An 18553-nucleotide genomic window follows, 5' to 3' on the forward strand; every position below is an offset into this window, starting at 1 on the left:
GTCAGGCCTGCTCCGGCCCGGTCGCGTCCGCGGACCGTCCGTCGCCACCCGGCACGGCCTGCGCCGCGGCGACCGCGCGGGCCACGTCGTCGTCCCGGTCGGGCGGCACGCAGCGCAGGTCGAGCAGCAGCCGTCCGCCGGCGACCCGGCCCACGACGGGCGGCGTCCCGCAGCGCAGCGGGCCGGCCAGCCGCTCGTCGACCGCGACGGCCCAGCCGGGCAGCACCACACCGGTCCCGCTGCCGCCGCCGACCGCGCCGTCCGACGGCACCACCGCCGCGCCGGGCAACCGGCCCGCCAGGGCCTCGCACCGGCGCCGCAGCTGCGCGGGATCGGCGTGCAGGGCGTCCAGGGTCGGGGTGTGTCCGGCCCGGACGGTCGCCTCCAGCGCGGCCAGGGAGAGCTTGTCGGCCCGCACCGCCCGGGCCACCGGGTGCCGGCGCAGCCGCTCGACCACGTCCGCGCGGCCCAGGACGATGCCGGCCTGTGGCCCGCCCAGCAGCTTGTCGCCGCTGCCGGTGACCAGCGCGGCACCGTCCCGCAGCGTCGACCGGGCGTCCATCTCGTCGGGAACGGCGGGATCCGGCGACAGCAGGCCGCTGCCGATGTCGACCACCAGCGGCAGGCCGGTCGTCGCGAGCTCGGCCGTGGACGGGGTGCCGCCGAACCCGACCACCCGGAAGTTGCTGGGGTGGATCTTGAGCAGGCACGCCACGGACTCGTCGGCCGCGTCGGTGTAGTCGGCCACGGTCGTGCAATTGGTGGTGCCCACCTCGCGGATGCGGGCACCGGTCGTCTCGATCAGGTCCGGCAGCCGGAACCCGTCGCCGATCTCCACCAGCTCCCCGCGACTGACCAGCACGGTCCGGCCGGCGGCGAGCGCCGACACGGCCAGCAGCAGTGCGGCGGCGCCGTTGTTGACCACCAGCGCCGCCTCGGCCTCCGGCACCGCCGCGAGCAGTGCCTCCAGCGCCGTCCGCCCGCGGCGGGCGCGCCGGCCGCCGGCCAGGTCGAACTCCACGTCGACGTACCCGGTAGCCTCTTGCACCGCGGCCCGCGCGGCGGCGGACAGCGGCGCCCGGCCGAGGTTGGTGTGCAGCACGACGCCGGTGGCGTTCAGCACGGCGTGAACCCCCGGCGCCGGCTCGGCCGCCAGCGCCGCCAGGGTCGTGAGCGCCGCCGCCGCGACGTCCTGCGGGGCGATGCCGCCGCGGCGGGCCTCCTGCTGCGCCGCCGTCACCGCCGCCTTGACCGGTCCGCGCCCGAGGTGGCGGGCGGCGGCCACCAGCCGCGGGTCCGCCAGCAGCGCGTCGGTGCGCGGGATGTCCCGCCGCCGATCCACTGCGCCCGTCACCCGTTCCCCCAGTCCTGGCGGAGGCGGACGGGAATCGAACCCGCCGAGCCGAGATCCTCGACTCCACCGGTTTTGAAGACCGGGAGGGCCACCAGGCGCCTGTACGCCTCCGCCGGTCAGGGTAGCCACCCCCGCCGCGGCGCCGCGGGCCCGGTGACGGGCGGCCGCCACCGCCCGGCCGGCGGGGGCCGTGCGCGGCTCGCGACGAGCGGCCTACCGTAGAGCGATGACCGCCACCGCTGCCGGTGTCCGCCTCACCCAGTACGCCCACGGCGGCGGCTGCGCGTGCAAGATCCCGCCGGGCGAGCTCGAGGACGTCGTCCGCGGGCTCACCGGGCAGGCGCGGTCGGGCGGCGACCTGCTGGTCGGCCTGGACGACGGCGACGACGCCGCCGTGGTTCGCCTCGACGAGCACACCGCAGTGGTGTGCACCGCCGACTTCTTCACCCCCGTCGTCGACGACGCCTACGACTGGGGCCGGATCGCCGCGGCCAACGCGCTGTCCGACGTCTACGCCATGGGCGGCCGGCCGCTGGTCGCGGTGAACCTGGTGGGCTGGCCGCGGGACGTGCTGCCGGCCGAGCTGCTCACCGAGGTGCTGCGCGGCGGCCTGGACGTGGCCCGGGAGGCCGGCTGCCACGTCGGCGGCGGGCACAGCATCGACGACCCGGAGCCCAAGTACGGCATGGCGGTGACCGGGACGGTGCACCCGGACCGGTTGCTGCGCAACGACACCGCGGTGGCCGGTCGGCCGATCTCGTTGACGAAGCCGCTGGGAGTGGGGGTGCTGAACAACCGGCACAAGGCGACCGGCGAGACCTCCGATGCGGCAGTGGCATCCATGGTGGCGCTCAACCGCACCGCCGCGGAACAGGCCGTCGCCGCCGGCATCCGGGCGGCCACCGACGTGACCGGCTTCGGGCTGCTCGGCCACCTCTACAAGATGGCCAGGGCATCCGGGGTGACGGCGGTGGTGGACGCCGCGGCGGTCCCCTACCTGGCCGGCGCCCGGGAGGCGCTGCGCGACGGCTTCGTCTCCGGGGGCACGCGGCGCAACCTGTCCTGGGTCCGGCCCCACCTGCGGTCCGCGGTCGACGAGGACGAACTGCTGCTCCTCGCGGACGCGCAGACCAGCGGCGGCCTGCTGCTCGCCGGCGAGATCCCCGGTGCGCCGGTCGTCGGGCACTTCGAGCCGGGCGGCGACGCGGTGCTCGAGATCCGTTGACGTGCGGCGGTGATCGCCGCGCGCAGCGCGCGGCCACCGCCCGGGTGTCCGGGATCACCACCGGCCGGCCGGCGGTCCCCCGTTCGTGGCGGCAACCGCGGGGCGGCTCGCGCGCCTGAGCAGTTGGAGCCCGGCGCAGGCCGCGCCGGACCGGTCGCCGCGGCACACCCGCGGTGGGACGGAGGCGCGCCATGACGCCCGATCTGGTCGCTGCGGGTGGTCCGCACCTGGTGGAGCTGGCCGAACTGCTGCTCGCGTTCGTGCTGTCGGCCGTCGTCGGCCTCGAGCGGCAGCTGCGCGGCAAGAACGCCGGCCTGCGGACGCAGGCCATCGTGGGCACGTCGTCGGCCCTGGTGCTGCTGGTCAGCAAGTACGGCTTCGGTGACGTCCTGGTGCCGGGGTCGGTGGTGCTGGACCCGTCCCGGGTGGCCGCGCAGATCGTCTCGGGCATCGGTTTCCTCGGCGCCGGGCTGATCCTCACCCGGCGCGGCACCGTGCACGGGCTGACCACGGCCGCGGCGGTCTGGGAGACCGCGGCCATCGGCATGGCCGCCGGCGCGGGCCTCCCGCTGCTGGCCGTCGCGGTGACCGTCCTGCACTTCGTCGCCGTGCTCGGCTTCGGCTGGCTGGACCGGTACCTGCCGGGGCGGCCGACCGACGGGACCACGGTCGAGCTCGTCCGCGACGGCGGTGTCGACGGTGGTGCCGGCGGCGGTGTCGCGGACGTCCTGGACCGCTGCGCCGCCCGCGGGTGGACCGTGCTGTCCGTCGCGATCCGCCCGGCCGGCACCGGCGAGACCCCGCAGGACGCACCGGCTCTCGCGACGGACGCAGCCGGCACGGCCGGTCTTCGCGCGGGTCTCGCGAGGGGGACCGCCGTGGCCGGCACCGCTGGCGTCCGGACCCCGTCCGGTGGTGCGGTCGGCACTGCCGGCACTGCCGGCACTGCCGGCACCGTCGTGCGCCTGGAGCTGTGCGGCCCCGGCGCCGAAGGTTCGGTCGCCGTCCTCGGCGGGATGGACGGCGTGCGCGCGGCCCGCCGGCTCGCCGACCCGGACTGACGGCCCGCCGTCAGGTGGTGGCGCGGCCGCTGCGCTCGAGTCGCTCCCGTTGCGGCACGACGGTGTACTTGGGGTCCCGCGCCGAGGCCTGGCCGGCCTCGAAGACGCCGAAGCGGGTGCAGACCGAACTGGCCAGCAGCGCGGCACCGGCCGGCCGGCGCAGCCAGCGACCCAGCTGCGGCACGGCGGCGGACACGGCCGCTCCGGCGGCACCCAGCACGCCGAGCACCTTGCTGGCCCGCATCAGCCGGCCGGCCGTGCCCTGGTGCAGCGGTTCCGCCGTCAGCCCCATCGAGCGCTCCATGCGCTGCTCGGCCAGCATCTCCAGGGCCGTGCCCGCCACCGCGAGCCGGGTGGCCGGGCCGGTGTCCCCGCCGTGCGCGGCGAGCAGTCCCAGGCCCCCGGCGGCCGCGCCGGCGGAGCCGACGAACACGAACGGCAGCTCCCGGTACGCCTCGTGCCAGCTCGGCGTGGCCGTGTCGGCCAGCAGCACCGCGGTGTACGCCGCGACCGCGGGACCGGTGCCGGCAGCGACCATCCCCGCCGGCCGTCCTGCGGCGTGCAGCAGCCGGGCCACCGGTCGCAGCCGCTGCGGGAGCCAGCCGCGCCGCAGGGCGTTGCCGGTCAGCTCCGCAGCACCGGCGACTCCGGCGAACGGCCCGTACAGCGTCAGGATCCAGGTGCCGACCGACATGGGCGACGACGGCTTGGCCACGCGCAGCATGTTGACGAACCGCCTGGGACGGCCCAGGTCGTGCACCAGGGCCGCGAAGCTCACCGAGATGGCGCCCAGCGCACCGATCCTCGCCACCCGGCGGAGCGACGGCCGCCCGGTGAGGTCGGCGCCGGCGGCCAGCAGCGACGACCCGCCGGCCACCCCGCCGAAGAACAGGTACGCCGGGATGTCGGCCTCCCACGGCGACGGCTTGACGACGGGCCGGCCGTAGTACGAGGTGAACGTGGCGTCCGGGACGACGGGCTGCTCACCGCGCCCACCCCGGCGACGACGCCGGCGGCCGCCGCCGGCGCCGCGAGAGGTGTCCGGTCCATCAGGACGGCCGGTGCGGAAGCCGGTACCGGCGGTCGCGTCCGTCAGCCGCTCGGTGCCCGCGTCGTGGACGCTCACCGCCGCCGCCCCAGGAACGACGCCGCCGCCCCGGCCAGCAGCGTCACGGCCGCCACCCCGGCCCGGCGCCACATCGCCGGCAGGTCCCGGGTCGTCACCACCGGGTCCGGCGGGAACCCGTAGACCTCCGGCTCGTCGAGCAGCAGGAAGAAGGCACCGGCGCCGCCCACCCCGTCGTCGGGGTCGTCGCCGTACAACCGCGCCTCCGCCACGCCCTGGTCGTGCAGGGTGGCCAGCCGGGCCGCGGCGCGCTCCCGCAGCTCCTCGACGTCGCCGAACTGGATCGACGCGGTCGGGCAGGCCTGCGCGCAGGCCGGCGTCCTGCCGACCTCCAGGCGGTCGTAGCACAGCGTGCACTTCTGGGCGATGCCGACGTTCTTCGGTCCGTGCTCCTCGACGCGCCGCTCGATCACCCCGTACGGGCAGGCGGGAACGCAGTAGCCACAGCCGTTGCAGATGTCGTCCTGGACCACGACGGTGCCGAACTCGGTGCGGAACAGCGACCCGGTCGGGCAGACGTCCAGGCACGCGGCGTGGGTGCAGTGTTTGCAGACGTCCGAGGACATCAGCCAGCGGAAGTCGGTGCGCTCGGCCGGCCCGGTGGAGGCGCCGGCGGTGTCGCCGGTGCGATCCGCACCGGGCCCTGCCGACCCCCGGTGCCGCGCCGGCATGCCGAGGTCGACCGCGGGCCGGGCGGGGGCGGCCGGCTGCTCGATGAAGGCCACGTGCCGCCAGGTGCTCGCGCCCAGCCCCCCGGTGTTGTCGTAGGACGTCCCGAGCAGGTCCAGCCCGTCCTCGGGGACGCCGTTCCACTCCTTGCAGGCCACCTCGCAGGCCTTGCAGCCGATGCAGATCGAGGTGTCGGTGAAGAAGCCCTTGCGGCGCGGCGCCCCGTCCCAGCCGGACTTGCGGGCCGGGTCGTCCGGATCGGCCGTCCGCACCGGTGCGCCGTCCGGCACCGCCGCGGCGACGCCGGCGCGCACCGGCGGCACCCCGCCCGTGGTGAGTGTCATCTCGGTCCTCCGTGGTCCGTCGGCACCGTCACGACCCCGTCAACGGGCTGGGCTGGTCGCCCACGGGAGTGCGCTGCTGGTTCCCGGTCGCCAGGGTGATGCCCGCACGCCGCTGGTACTCCGCCACGAGCGCCAGCAGGTCCGCTCCCGTGGGTCGCCGCCCCGCCCGGACGTCGCACGTCGCGACCTTCGTCTCCTGGATGTGCACGTTGGGATCCAGGGTCACACCGAACAGGTCGTTCGCGGAGTCACCGGTGGTCAGGGCGTCCGAGCCGACCCCCCAGTGATACGGCAGCCCCACCTGGTGCACCGTCCGCCCGTTGACCCGGAGCGGCACCATCCGTTCGGTCACCAGCACCCGGGCCTCGATCGCGGTCCTGGCCGACACGATCGTGGCCCAGCCACCGTTCTCCAGGCCGCGCTCGGCCGCCAGCGCCGGCGAGACCTCGCAGAAGAACGCCGGCTGCAGCTCCGACAGGTACGGCAGCCACCGGCTCATTCCGCCGGCCGTGTGGTGCTCGGTCAGCCGGTAGGTCGTGAACACGTAGGGGAAGACCTGGGCGCCCGGCTCGTCACCGGAGGGACCGGACGGGTTGTCCGGTCGCGGGAACACCTGCCGCGTGGGATTGGCCTGCTGCCGGTAGAGACCGTTGCTGACCGGCGACTCCTGCGGCTCGTAGTGCGTGGGCATCGGCCCGTCCAGCAGGCCGGTCGGCGCGTACAGCCAGCCCTTGCCGTCGCCCTGCATGATGAACGGGTCGTCCCCGGCCAGGCCCTTGGGACCGCCCACACCGGGCTCCGGACGGTAGTCCGGGGCGGTGTCGAGCGGGAAGTCGGGCACGTCGTGCCCGGTCCAGGTGCGCTTCTCGGCGTCCCACCAGACGTAGGCCTTGCGCTCGCTCCACGGCCGCCCCTGGGGGTCGGCGGACGCCCGGTTGTAAAGCGTCCTGCGGTTCGACGGCCAGGCCCAACCCCACTCCGGGGCGACCCAGCTCTGGTCCTGGCCGGGTTTGCGGCGCTGGGACTGGTTGACGCCGTCGGCGTAGACGCCGGTGTAGATCCAGCAGCCTCCGGACGTCGAGCCGTCGGGTTTCATCTCGGTGTAGCTGGACAGCGGCTGCCCCGCCTTGTCGCCGGACAGGTGCACGCCGTTGATCTCCCGCAGCACGGCGTCCGCGGAGGGCTCGCCGTGCTCGTCCACCGGGTAGTCCCAGACCAGGTCCAGCAGCGGCCGGTCCCGCTCGAGCGGACCGCTGCCGTCCTCGCCCCGGGCGAGCCGCTCGCGCATCATCCGGCCCAGGTGGAAGAAAAAGTGCAGGTCGCTGCGGCAGTCCCCGGGTGGCTCGACCGCCTTGTGGTGCCACTGCAGCAGCCGCTGCGTCTGCGTGAAGGTGCCGTCCTTCTCGACGTGACTGGCGGCCGGCAGGAAGAACACCTCGGTGCCGATGTCCTCGGTGCGCAGCTCGCCGGTGTGGATCTCCGGGCCGTCCTTCCAGAAGGTCGCCGACTCGATCAGGTTGAGATCCCTGACCACCAGCCACTTCAGGTGCGACATGGCCAACCGCTGCATGCGGCCGTGGGCCGACCCGACCGCCGGGTTCTGGCCGAGGAGGAAGTAGCCCTCGACCGTGTCGTCGAGCATGTCCATGACGGTCTGGTACGTCCCGTGGTCGCCGGTCAGTTTCGGGATGTACCGGTAGCAGAAGTCGTTGTCGGGCTGCGCTGCGTCGCCCCAGTAGGCCTTGAGCAGGCTGACGGTGTAGGCGTCGGCAGCGGTCCAGAAGCCCTTTTGCTGCGGGCTGGCGATGGTGGCGACGTAGTCGGCGAGCGAGTCCGAGCCGTGCTCCTGCACCATCGGCATCGGCAGGTACCCGGGTAGCAGGTTGAACAGCGTCGGGATGTCGGTCGAGCCCTGGATGCTGGCGTGGCCGCGCAGCGCGAGGATGCCGCCGCCCGGCCGTCCCATGTTGCCCAGCAGCAGCTGGATGACGGCGGCCCCGCGGATGTACTGCACACCGACGGTGTGGTGCGTCCAACCGACGCTGTACACCCACGCCGTGGTCCGCTCCCGGCCGCTGTTCTCCACCACCGCCCGGCACACCGCCAGGAAGTCCTCGGGCGGGACACCGCAGACCTCCTGCACCATCTCCGGCGTGTAGCGGGCATAGTGCCGCTTGAGGACCTGGAAGACGCAGTGCGGGTCCTGCAGCGTCTCGTCGCGGTCCACCTGCCCGTGCCCGAGATTCGCGCCGTGCCCTCCCAACTCGTGACCCGCGCCGCGGGCGCCCTGCGACGCCTCGTCCTGCGAGCCGTCCTCGCCGCCGCTGTGCCGGCCGCCGCCCTGGTCCGATCCGTGTCCGTGCTGCTGGCTGTCCCCGCCCTGCCCGGTGTCACCGTCGGCTCCGCCGGAGTTGCGGATCTGCTCCTCCTCGCCGGCCGCGGCCGAGACCGAGGTGCGTCCCCGGTACTGCCAGGTGGCCGTGTCGTAGGTGCCGCTCTCCGGGTCGTAGCCGGAGAACACCCCGTCCAGGTCGTCGACGTCGACGAAGTCGTCCCGCAGGATGGTCGCCGCGTTCGTGTAGGCCACGACGTACTCGCGGAAGTAGCTGTCCGTGGACAGGATGTGGTTGACGATGCCGCCCAGGAAGGCGATGTCGCTGCCGGCGCGGATGGCGACGTGCCGGTCCGCCACCGCCGAGGTCCGGGTGAACCGCGGGTCGACGTGGATCACCGTGGCGCCGCGCGCCTTGGCCTCCATCACCCACTGGAAGCCCACCGGATGGCACTCGGCCATGTTCGAGCCCTGGATGACGATGCAATCCGCGTTGGCCAGGTCCTGCTGGAAGGACGTGGCACCACCGCGGCCGAACGAGGCCCCCAGACTGGGAACCGTGGCGCTGTGTCAAATACGGGCCTGGTTCTCGATCTGGATGGCCCCCATGGCCGTGAAGATCTTCTTGATCAGGTAGTTCTCTTCGTTGTCCAGGGTCGCGCCACCGAGGCCGGCGATGCCGAGCGTCCGGTTGACGTCGCGGCCCTGGTCGTCGGTGGCCTGCCAGGTGCGGGCACGGGTGTCGAGCACCCGCTCGGTGATCATCTGCATGGCGGTGTCCAGGTCGAGCGACTCCCACTCGGTGCCGTACGGCCGCCGGTACAGGATCTTGATCTGCCGGCCCGGGTTGTTGACCAGCTGCTCGCTGGCGGAGCCCTTCGGGCAGAGCCGGCCGCGCGAGATCGGCGAGTCGTGGTCGCCCTCGATCTGCACGACCTTCTCGTCCTTGACGTAGACGCGCTGGCCGCAGCCCACGGCGCAGTACGGGCAGATGCTCTGCACCACGCGGTCGGCGGTCTCCGTCCGGGCGGTCACCGCGCGGGTGTGGTCCGAGACCACCGCTGCGCCGCGACCTGTCGGGTCCGACCCGGTCAGCTGCCGGACCACGGGCCAGGACAGGAACGTCCGGCGGATGTCCTGCAGGGCCACGGCCCACCCCCTTCGCCTCGGGTGTCCCCGGTGACTGCACGGTGCCCCGTGCGGTCCGGGTCACACGCTACGACTGTCACCGGGTTTCGCACCTGGCGGGGGCGCGACACGCGGTGGCCCGGTCCCGCGGCGCCGTCGGTACCCGGACGGGCGCACCTCCGGGCGCCGCGCCGGTGCACATCACCGTGCGTGACCACCGGTGCCGCCGGTCGGCGGAACCGGGGTCGAGCGCCGCCTCGGCGGCAGGCCGGCGGGCTAGCGTCCGCTGCGGGCACGGAGGGGGATGTGATGGCGGGACGGGACACCGGGCGGCACCCGGTCACCGGTGACGGGCGCGCCGTGGTGCGGCAAGCGGTGAGGCACGCGGTGCGGCAAGCGATGCGTCAAGCGGTGCACCAGGAGCGGCGAGCCGGCCACCGGACGTCGCCGGACGGTCGGATCGGCGGACGGCCGGCCCTGCGGCCGTGGCTGGCGGCGCTGCTGCTGGTGCCACTGCTGGCCGCCTGCAACGGCGGCGCCGCATCCGCCGGCACGTCCGGCACGACCGGCACGGCCTCTGCCGGTCCGACCGCGACGTCCGGCGCCGCCTCCTCCGCGGCCGGGACCGACACCGCCGCGGGGACCGTGACCGCCGGCGGTGTGACGACGCCGGCCGCGGTCACCGCTCCCAGTGCCACCGGCACCCGGCCGACCGTGCGCAACGACCTGGCCCGCAACAGCCTGCGCCGGTCGCTGCCGGTGGACGGCGAGCGTTTCGGCCTCCGGGTCGACTACTGGACGCAGGTGCCCACCGCGCAGTGGTCGGCGACCTCGGCCCGTGATCTGCACCTGGCCGCCTACCTGTCCGTGACCGGCGCGACCGCCCCGCAGGTGCTGCTCGACCGCTGGACGGTGCAGTGGCGCACCCTGGCCGTCGTGCCCGTGCTGGACGACGTGCTCCTGGACCAGTGGACCGACGCGCCGACCGGCGACCTGCCGGGGTGGACCGTGACCGCCACGTACCCGTACGCCTCCGCCGTCACCAGCGGCGGCATCGCCGACGCCCTGCTGGAGCGCTGGCGCGCCGACGGCGGCACCGGCGTCCCGTCCGATGCCGCGCTGCACACCGCCGGGGTGGACGCCGTCGTCGTCGAGCTCCGCTACGACCTGTCCATCCGCAGCCCGGGCGAGACGCTGTGGCACCGCAGGACGGTGCTGGACCGGCTCACCGTGCCGGTCGCCGGCTGACCGCCGGCCGCGGCGGTGGGCGCACACCCACCAGCGGGTGGTGTGGGCGGCCGCTGCGGTGAGGGACACTGACGGGCGCGCCCGGGCAGTCGGCCCGGAGCCGTCCGGCCGATCAGGCCCTGCAGAGAGGTGTGCCGATGTTCCGACTCGTCCTCGGCGCCGCTATCGGCTACGTGCTGGGTTCCCGCGCCGGCCGGGAGCGCTACGAGCAGATCAAGCGCTGGAGCTCCCGTGCCGCGGACCATCCCGCCGTGCAGGGTGCGGCCGGCGTCGTGCGCGCCAAGATCAGCGAGCTGATCCACGGGCGCTGACCGCCGACCGCTCGCCGGCCGGTCGGCCCGGCTGCCGTCGACCGGCCCCGGCACACCGGCGGCGCGCCGGCCGGCCGCCGGCGTCAGTGACCGGGGAGCTCCTTACGGTGATCGGCACGGTCGGCGCGGTCGGCACGGTGCACCTCGACGCCGCCGAAGACCGCCGCACCCGTGATGCGGACCAGCGGTGCCCCGGGCGTCTCCGACGTCGAGGTGCGGTCCTGCTGGAAGGCGCCGAGGACGCCGGCCCCGTCGACCCGGACCGCGACGCCGTCCGGGACGGTGATCTCGATGCCGCCGAAGACCGCCACCGCGGTGATGGTCACCTCGGCCTCGGCGAACCGTGCCTCGGTCAGGTCCAGCTCGATGCCACCGAAGACGGCGAGCGCCGTGAAGCGCTCCGGCACCACCCAGGGGCCCTTGCGCTCCGCCCCGGCGAACACGGCGATCGCCGACCGCGAGGTCGGGATCCCGCCGACGCCGGCCACCGCGCCCGTCGAGGGCCGGACGGCGGGCGCCCCGGCGACTGTCGGGGCGAGCGGACGGTGCGCCGGCAGGTCCCGGGTCAGCGGCTCCAGCTCGCCCAGGGTGCGGGCGCGGTAGACGGCGTCGAGTCGTTCCTGCAGCTCGTCGGCCGTCAACCGGCCCTCGGCCATGCTGGTGGACAGCACGGCGGCCACCTGCTCACGGTCGCGGTCGGAGGCCCGTAGGCGCCCGGGATCGGCGGCCGGCAGTTCCCCCGTCATGGCCGACACCGTACCGGCCCGCGGAGCGGCCGCAGCGGCCCTCGGCGTCGGGCCCGGGATCCCCGACCGGGACGTCCGACGGGCACCCCGCGCCGACCGGGCCGGCGCCGGCCGCGGCGGGGCAGCCGCACGCCGGCGCTGTCGCGGCACCGCGCGGTGCCGAGCAGCACCGGGCGGCACCGGGCGGCACCGGGCGGCGCAGGTCAGCGCCGGTCCCCCGCACCCGCCCCGTCCGGCCGCAGCGAGGCCAGACCCGCGGCCGCCGCGGCGGCGAACCCGGGCGCCGCCGCGTCCGTGCCCGGGTCGAGCCGGACCTGCCGGGTGAGCCCGTCCCGCCCGGCGACGCGGCGCCACACCAGCCACGCGCCGCCGGCGGGGTGCGGCAGGTGGGCGCTGACGGCCACGGAGCCGCGGACCCGAGCGTGCACAACGTCGGTGAGCACCGTCCGGTCCGCGAGGGTGAACCGGCGGGGCGGCAGGTCGACCATCAGTTCCGTGCCGTCGGGCCACACGTCGATCCGCTCGGCGAGCGTCACGGTCAGCACCCGGTCGGCCAGCGCGGCGCGCGAGATGCCGTGCCAGTCCCAGCGCACGGCGTCGTCGCCGGTCTGCCACCACAGCCCGAAGCGGGTCGCCACCAGGGCGTCGCCCTCGGCGAGTGACGCCACCGCCAGCACCCGCTCGTCCGGCGCGACCCGGGCGGCCACCGGCGGGGGCAACCGCCGCGACCGCCGGCCGAACAGCGCCACGTCAGACGCCGCCGTTCGCCCGCTCGGCCAGCGCCCTGCGGTACGCCGACACGCTCATCAGGTCGGCGGCCAGCAGCCGCGCCCGCTCCTGGTCCCCGGACGCCTCCGCCCGCTGCAGCTCCGACCGGATGTCCCGCTCGTCCGCCGCGGCGACCCGCTCCGCCAGCTTCGCCAGGATCGCGCCCGCGTAGCGGGCGTCCGGTTCGGAACGGGTGTTGACCGGCTCGACGGCCAGCTCGCTGACCAGGGTCCGCAGCGGGCCGGTGGGCAGCTCGCCGGAGACCGCGGTGATCCAGGCGGCCACGCCCTGCCCCAGCGCCGCCGCCGGACCGCCGGCCGCCGTCACCGCCTCGTGCACCCGCCGGTACGCCTCGCCCGCGAACGACCGGGCGTCGACCTGGCGGTAGCCGAGGGCGAGCAGGGCCGGCTGCTGCAACGCCATCTTGAGCAGCTCCCGCTCTGGCAGCAGCCGCAGGTCGTCCGCGCGCGGCAGCCCGGCCCGCACCGGCCGCCCGGCCGGCTCGGCACCGGCCGGCCGTGCCGGCGCCGGGCGGGTCGCCGGCCGCGACGGCGACCTCGGCGCGTCCGGCGCGGTACCCCGGGCCGCGGACCGGACCCGCCCGGCGATGTCGGTGTGGTCGGCACCCAACCAGCCCGCGAGCTGCCGGGCGTACTCGTCCCGCAGCCGCTGGTCCTTGATCCCGGCGACGATCGGCACGGTCGCCGCCGCCGCGGCCACCCGGCCCTCGGCGGTGTCCAGGTCGAAGTGGCCCAGCCGTTCCCGGATCGCGAAGGCGAACAGCGGCTGCTTGCGGTCGAGCAGCTCGCGCAGCGCGGCGTCGCCGCCGGACTGCCGGAGCTCGCACGGGTCCATGCCGTCCGGTGCGATGCAGACGAAGGTGCGGGCGGCGAACCGCTGGTCGGAGTCGAACGCCTTGAGGGCGGCCTTCTGACCCGCGGCGTCCCCGTCGAAGGTGTACACGACCTCGCCCGGCACCAGGTCGCCGTCCGCGAGGTACCGGCGCAGGACGCTGATGTGCTCGTCGCCGAACGCGGTCCCGCACGACGCGACGGCGGTGGTGATGCCGGCCAAGTGCATGGCCATCACGTCGGTGTAGCCCTCGACCACCACGGCGCGCCGCTGCCGGCCGATGTCCCGCTTGGCCAGGTCGAGCCCGAACAGCACCTGGGACTTGCGGTACAGCACCGTCTCGGCAGTGTTGACGTACTTGGCCTCGATCCGGTCGTCGTCGTACAGCCGGCGGGCACCGAAGCCGACGACGTCGCCGGAGGCATCACGGATCGGCCAGAGCAGCCGGCGGTGGAACCGGTCGATGTGACCGCGCTCGCCGGCCCGCGACAGGCCGGCCTTCTCCAGCTCCTGCAGCGAGAAGCCCTGCGCGGTCAGCGCCGTGGTGAGCGCGTCCCAACCGGCCGGGGCGTAGCCGCAGCCGAAGTGCGCGGCGGCCGCGTCGTCGAAGCCGCGCTCGGCCAGGTAGGCGCGGGCCGGGCCGGCGGCGTCCGTCCGCAGCTGGGCGACGTAGAACTCCGCGGCGGCCCGGTTGGCGGCGATCAGCCGGGACCGGGTCCCGCGCTCCTCGCGGGTCGAGCTGCCGCCCTGCACCAGGGTCAGGTGGACGCCGGCGCGGTCGGCGAGCCGGTGGACCGCCTCCATGAACTCCAGGTGTTCCATCTGCATGACGAACTCGAAGACGTCGCCGCCCTGGTCGCAGCCGAAGCAGTGGTACCGGCCGCCCGAGCGGTTCGGCGACACCTGGAACGACGGAGTCTTCTCGTCGTGGAAAGGGCACAGCCCCTTGAGGTTGCCGCCGCCGACCGGCCGCAGGGCGACGTACTCGGCCACCACCTGGTCGATGCGGTTGGCCTCGCGGACCCGCCCCAGATCCGTCTCGGAGATCCGGCCCGCCACGGGACGAGTCTATGTCCGGGCGGCGGCCGGCCGAGCCGGTGCTGCACCTGCACCGGTCGTGGGGCCCGGGTCCGCTCGACGGCAGGTCGGGCGGCGGCCGGTGCAGGCGGCGTTCCCCCAGGCGGTCGGCTCGGCGGTCCGGCCGGTCCTTGCCGGGCCGCCGATCCGGCGGCACAGCCGCCCAGCAGCCGTGGCGCCGGCGGTCAGCCGCACAGCCGGCGGTGCCGGAGCACGGCCTGCGCGTCGGTGAGCAGGGCCACCTGGTCCAGCACCACCCGCAACCGGCCGGCGTCGTCCCCGGCCTGCCGGTAGGCGTCGGCGAAGACGGCGTCCAGGACGGCGGGTCCCCGGTCCGCGAGCACGGTGACCAGCTCGACGACGACCTCCTGCTGCCGTTCCTGCACCACCCGCCGGGCCGGGTCCGCCATCACGTAGCGGACGGCGATGGCCTTGAGCAGCGCGACCTCGTGCCGCAGCACCTCCGGGACCTCCAGGTCGGCGTCGTAGCGGTGCAGCGGGCCGGGTCCGTGCGCGGCCCGGGTGGCGGCGACGGCCCCGGCGACGAAGCGGCCGGTCAGCTCGCTGGTCACCGCCTTGACGGCGGCTCCGGCCCGGTAGCCGTCCAACGGCTCGGCGGCGGCCGCCCGCAGCCCGCCGGCGACGGCCGGCAGCGCCAGCAGGTCGTCGAACACCTCGCGGAGTCGACCCGCCTGCGTCCCCGGCAGGTCGGCCGCCGCCCGCTCGGCGGTGGCGTCCCGCTCGCCGGGGTCCACCAGCAGGTCGAGCGGGATGCGGCCGGCCAGGATCCCGTCCTCGACGTCGTGGACCGAATAGGCGACGTCGTCGGCCCAGTCCATGACCTGGGCCTCCAGGCTGCGCGGCGGCTGGTCGGAGGCGAGGGGCACGTCCCGTCGCACCCAGTCCAGCACCGCCTGCTCGTCGGCGTAGACCCCGAACTTTCCGCCGCCCGGCGGCCGGGGCCAGGGGTACTTGACCACCGAGTCCAGCGCCGCCCTGGTCAGGTTGAGCCCGGCCGGCCGCCCGTCGGGGTCGACCACCTTGCGCTCGAGCACGGTCAGCAGCCGCAGGTTCTGGGCGTTGGCCTCGAAGCCGCCTGCGGCCGCGCCGACCCGGTCCAGAGCCTGTTCCCCGTTGTGCCCGAACGGCGGGTGACCGATGTCGTGGGCCAGCCCGGCGAGGTCGACCAGGTCCGGGTCGCAGCCCAACCGGCTGCCGACGTCCCGGGCGATCTGCGCCACCTCCAGGGAGTGCGTCAGCCGGGTGCGGGGGACGTCGTCCTCCTCCGGTGCGACCACCTGGGTCTTGCCGGCGAGGCGCCGGAACGCCGCGGAGTGCAGGACCCGGGCCCGGTCCCGGGCGAAGTCGCCGCGTTCCGCGGTGGCGGCGTCCGTGCCGGCCAGCACCGCCGACTTGGCGGCCTCCGGGACCCGCCGCTCGCGGTCGGCGGCGCGGTAGCGGGCGGTGCCGCCGCCGGTCGGAGGCGGGGTCACAGCACCGCCGGACCGAGCTGCGAGGAGCCGCCGGTCAGCAGGTAGAAGGCGGTGGCCAGGGTCTCCCGCAGCACGTAGCGGGGCTCGACGCCGGCCCGGACCGCGGGTCCCTCGGTGACCGGCGCGGAGCGGACGGTCAGGCCCAGGTCGGCGGCGATGGTGCGGGACCGCTGGATGTGCCACGGGTCGGTGACCAGGACGACCCGGGTCCAGCCGCGGGCGCGCAACTGCTGCGCCGCTGCCCGCAGCGACACCAGGGTGTCCCCGCCGATGCCCACGGCGAGCAGGTCAGCGGGGTCGACGCCGGCCCCGGCCAGGTAGCGGCGGCCCGCCTCGCCCTCGGTCACCCTGTCGCCGGCCCGCCCGCCGCCGACGGTGACGATGCGGGAGGCGACGCCGGCCCGCTGCAGCGCGGCGGCGTGGTCCAGGCGCGCGGCGTACACGTCGGACGGGCGCCCGTCGTACTGCGCGGCACCCAGCACCACGATGGCGTCCGCCGGGTCCAGCTGCTGCAGATGGCCGGCCTGGACCACCCGGACCGCCAGGCCGCCGACCGCGAGTGCCAGCACGACGAGCGCACCGGCCAGGTACCGGCCGAGACCGCGGGCGGCACGGACCGCGGGTCTGCGCTGCACCGATCCCTCCGTCCGGTCCGCCGCGACTGTCGGCACAGGTCTCCTGTCGGGGGTCCGCCGCCGGTACCGGCGGCGGTGGCCTGTCGACGCGGCGCCCCCAGCGGGGGTTGTCCCCGGCCGCGCTGCTGCGGTCGCTCGACACCGCGTCCGGGTCCGCGTCCATCGGCTGACCGAGTCGGAATCGGACCCGACCCGGAAGCGACTCGGGTCCGACTCCGACTCGACTCCGACTGGACTTCGACTCGACTCGGGCCCGACTCCCGACTCGCCCGGTCCTGCCTGATCATGCCAGCCGCCCGCCGGTTCCTCGCCGGTCGTTCCCACCCGTGGGCACCGGCGCCCGGGTTAGCGTGGCCGCGTGAGACCTCGGCGCGGGACGCGAGCGGCCGCCGCGGTTGTCGCGGCCGCGCTGCTGGTCGGCTGCACCGCCACCGTGGGCGGCACCGCACAGACCCAGGGTTCCCTGCCGACGTCGGTCGGACCGTCCGGCACGCCCGGGGTCACCGGCACCCGGACGGACCCGTCCACCCCCGACCTGCCGGTGAGCGGCTCGGGGACGGCGACCGGGAAGAGCGGCACGGCCCCGTCCGCGACACCGTCCACAGGCCGCGCGGCGGACCCCGACGGCGCCGCCGGTGCAGCCGGGATCGGGGACCCGTACTACCCGCTCGCCGGCAACGGCGGCTACCAGGTGGATTCCTACGACGTCACGCTGACGTACGACCCCGCGGCGAACCGGCTGTCCGCCCGCACGGCCGTCGAGGGCTCGGTGACCGCGCCGGGCCGGCTCGGCCGCTTCGACCTGGACCTGCAGCCGTCGATGCGGGTGTCCCAGGTGCAGGTCGGCGACACGGACGCAGCGTTCCGGCAGGACGGTGCCGAACTCGTGGTGACGCCGGCCCGTGGTCTCGATCCCGGCGCCGCCCTGTCGGTCGTCGTCGACTACGCCGGGCAGCCGGGTGAGATCCGCGGCGGCACAGCAGGTGCGAGCGGTGGCGGCTGGTACCGGACGGATTCCGGCGGCGCCGTGGTGGCGGGCGAGCCGTTCTCCGCGTCGGCGTGGTACCCGGTCAACGAGCACCCCGCGGACCTGGCGACGTTCACCGTCACCGCCACCGTGCCCACCCCGTGGCAGGTGATCTCCGGCGGCGTCCGGCTGACCGACGGTGTCGTGCCGCCGCCCGCCGGCATGGCGACCTTCCGCTGGGCGCAGCGGGTCCCGGTCGCCAGTTACCTGACCACCGTCTACATCGACCGGTTCAGCACCGAGGTCGGCACGCTGCCCGACGGGCGGCTCATCGTCTCGGCGTTCGCGCCGGGGTCCGAGGCGGGCAGGTACCGCAAGCTGGCCGCCGACACGGCGCGGATCGTCGAGGTGCTCGCCGACCACTTCGGCAGGTACCCGTTCGAGGCGGTGGGCGGCATCTACACCGGTCAGCCGCTGGCGTTCGCCCTCGAGACGGCGACCCGGCCGGTGTACGCCGACTGGGTCGACACCGACACGATCGTCCACGAGCTGGCCCACCAGTGGTACGGCGACTCGGTGGCCGTGCAGCGCTGGCGGGACATCTGCCTGAACGAGTGCCTGGCGTCGTACGCGCCGCTGCTGTGGCACGAGGACGTCGATGGCACCGACCTGGACCGGTGGTGGACCGGGCGGATGAAGGCGGTCGCCGGTGACGCCCGGTTCTGGCGCACGCCCCTGGTCGACATGGGCCCGGGACGCGAGTTCTCGTCGGTCTACGACCGCGGACCGCTCGCCGTGCACGCGCTCCGCAAGGAGATCGGCGAAGCGGCGTTCGCCACGGTGCTGCGGGAGTGGCCGACGCGCAACGCCGGCCGGACCGTCACGTTCGAGGCGTGGCAGGCGTTCGTCGAGCAGGTGGCCGGCAGGGACCTGTCCGGCTTCTTCGACGCCTGGTTCCGCGGCCGCGTGGTCCCGTCGGACCCGTACCGGCATCCCGGCGGACTCTGAGCCGGCCGCCGGACCGGCGGGTTCCGAGCCGGCCGCCGGACCGGCGCGGGCAGCGGGAGCAGAGGCGCGGCCGGTCAGCGAGACGGGCGCGATCCGGCAGCACCGGCGCGGCGGGCCGGTTGAGTCGCCCCAGGAGGCCGCGGCCGGCCACCGGCGCGACTCTCGGTGGACCCGATGGCCGTCGGTCCTCGCCGCAACCGGCCGGGCGC

At 75.5% G+C, this 18553-nt stretch carries 13 protein-coding genes, 1 tRNA gene and 1 pseudogene; 5 read left to right on the top strand and 10 right to left on the bottom strand.

The window, feature by feature from the left end; all coding sequences use genetic code 11:
- Position 1 precedes the first annotated feature (1 nt).
- Entirely contained in the window at positions 2-1354 is a 1353-nt protein-coding gene (gene selA / locus IEY37_RS13780; protein ID WP_229674431.1) for an L-seryl-tRNA(Sec) selenium transferase, read from the bottom strand.
- Between the two features lie 15 nt (positions 1355-1369).
- Positions 1370-1465 (bottom strand) — tRNA-Sec (locus IEY37_RS13785).
- Between the two features lie 115 nt (positions 1466-1580).
- On the opposite strand from IEY37_RS13785, the gene selD reads away from it, so the two are divergent.
- Together selD and IEY37_RS22810 are read left to right on the top strand one after the other, a co-directional pair.
- Positions 1581-2579 carry a selenide, water dikinase SelD gene (selD, locus tag IEY37_RS13790; protein ID WP_188942485.1) on the top strand — a complete coding sequence of 333 codons (999 nt, stop codon included), beginning with the start codon at positions 1581-1583 and terminating at the stop codon, positions 2577-2579.
- A 191-nt stretch (positions 2580-2770) separates the two neighbouring features.
- Positions 2771-3191 (top strand): annotated as a pseudogene (locus tag IEY37_RS22810) (MgtC/SapB family protein); the annotation flags it as partial.
- Between the two features lie 459 nt (positions 3192-3650).
- On the opposite strand, the gene nrfD reads toward IEY37_RS22810, so the two are convergent.
- Genes nrfD through fdh form a run of 3 tightly spaced genes read right to left on the bottom strand, consistent with a single transcriptional unit; the run spans position 3651 to position 9245 of the window.
- On the bottom strand, positions 3651-4766 hold the full coding sequence (gene nrfD / locus IEY37_RS13800; RefSeq protein WP_229674432.1) for an NrfD/PsrC family molybdoenzyme membrane anchor subunit: 1116 nt from the start codon (positions 4764-4766) through the stop codon (positions 3651-3653).
- Positions 4763-5779 (bottom strand): 4Fe-4S dicluster domain-containing protein, encoded by a 1017-nt coding sequence (locus tag IEY37_RS13805; RefSeq protein ID WP_188942491.1) that lies wholly within the window; start codon positions 5777-5779, stop codon positions 4763-4765. The genes nrfD and IEY37_RS13805 overlap by 4 nt, the downstream gene beginning before the upstream one ends.
- 28 nt (positions 5780-5807) lie before the next feature.
- Positions 5808-9245 carry a formate dehydrogenase gene (gene fdh / locus IEY37_RS13810; RefSeq protein ID WP_188942851.1) on the bottom strand — a complete coding sequence of 1146 codons (3438 nt, stop codon included), beginning with the start codon at positions 9243-9245 and terminating at the stop codon, positions 5808-5810.
- A 393-nt stretch (positions 9246-9638) separates the two neighbouring features.
- Here fdh and IEY37_RS13815 point away from each other — a divergent pair, with 393 nt between their 5' ends.
- Both IEY37_RS13815 and IEY37_RS13820 read left to right on the top strand, forming a co-directional pair.
- Complete coding sequence (locus IEY37_RS13815) at positions 9639-10487, top strand: hypothetical protein (protein ID WP_188942493.1); 849 nt, start codon at positions 9639-9641, stop codon at positions 10485-10487.
- A gap of 137 nt (positions 10488-10624) precedes the next feature.
- Positions 10625-10798, top strand: a complete 174-nt coding sequence (locus IEY37_RS13820) for a hypothetical protein (protein WP_188942495.1) — start codon at positions 10625-10627, stop codon at positions 10796-10798.
- 83 nt (positions 10799-10881) lie between these two features.
- Here IEY37_RS13820 and IEY37_RS13825 read toward each other — a convergent pair whose 3' ends face one another.
- The 5 genes from IEY37_RS13825 to IEY37_RS13845 form a co-directional block, all read right to left on the bottom strand.
- Positions 10882-11544 carry a DUF1707 SHOCT-like domain-containing protein gene (locus IEY37_RS13825; protein WP_188942497.1) on the bottom strand — a complete coding sequence of 221 codons (663 nt, stop codon included), beginning with the start codon at positions 11542-11544 and terminating at the stop codon, positions 10882-10884.
- A 203-nt stretch (positions 11545-11747) separates the two neighbouring features.
- The gene (locus IEY37_RS13830; RefSeq protein WP_188942499.1) at positions 11748-12293 is read right to left on the bottom strand and encodes a hypothetical protein; all 546 of its coding nucleotides are present in this window, start codon (positions 12291-12293) and stop codon (positions 11748-11750) included.
- Position 12294: 1 nt separating this feature from the next.
- On the bottom strand, positions 12295-14223 hold the full coding sequence (dnaG, locus tag IEY37_RS13835; protein WP_188942501.1) for a DNA primase: 1929 nt from the start codon (positions 14221-14223) through the stop codon (positions 12295-12297).
- Positions 14224-14426: 203 nt separating this feature from the next.
- Complete coding sequence (locus tag IEY37_RS13840; protein ID WP_373298346.1) at positions 14427-15647, bottom strand: deoxyguanosinetriphosphate triphosphohydrolase; 1221 nt, start codon at positions 15645-15647, stop codon at positions 14427-14429.
- Positions 15648-15730: 83 nt separating this feature from the next.
- On the bottom strand, positions 15731-16369 hold the full coding sequence (locus IEY37_RS13845) for a YdcF family protein (protein WP_188942505.1): 639 nt from the start codon (positions 16367-16369) through the stop codon (positions 15731-15733).
- Between the two features lie 358 nt (positions 16370-16727).
- On the opposite strand from IEY37_RS13845, the gene IEY37_RS13850 reads away from it, so the two are divergent.
- Entirely contained in the window at positions 16728-18344 is a 1617-nt protein-coding gene (locus IEY37_RS13850; protein WP_188942507.1) for a M1 family metallopeptidase, read from the top strand.
- The last annotated feature ends 209 nt before the right edge of the window (positions 18345-18553 follow it).

This window comes from Nakamurella endophytica (assembly GCF_014646215.1).
In the GTDB taxonomy this organism is placed as follows: Bacteria; Actinomycetota; Actinomycetes; order Mycobacteriales; family Nakamurellaceae; genus Nakamurella; species Nakamurella endophytica.

Excerpts from the sequence above, each read along its gene's own strand:
- IEY37_RS13805 (WP_188942491.1), bottom strand. The coding sequence starts at position 5,779 with ATGACACTCACCACGGGCGGGGTGCCGCCGGTGCGCGCCGGCGTCGCC.
- selD (WP_188942485.1), top strand. The coding sequence starts at position 1,581 with ATGACCGCCACCGCTGCCGGTGTCCGCCTCACCCAGTACGCCCACGGC.
- IEY37_RS13820 (WP_188942495.1), top strand. The coding sequence starts at position 10,625 with ATGTTCCGACTCGTCCTCGGCGCCGCTATCGGCTACGTGCTGGGTTCC.
- IEY37_RS13815 (WP_188942493.1), top strand. The coding sequence starts at position 9,639 with ATGCGTCAAGCGGTGCACCAGGAGCGGCGAGCCGGCCACCGGACGTCG.
- IEY37_RS13825 (WP_188942497.1), bottom strand. The coding sequence starts at position 11,544 with ATGACGGGGGAACTGCCGGCCGCCGATCCCGGGCGCCTACGGGCCTCC.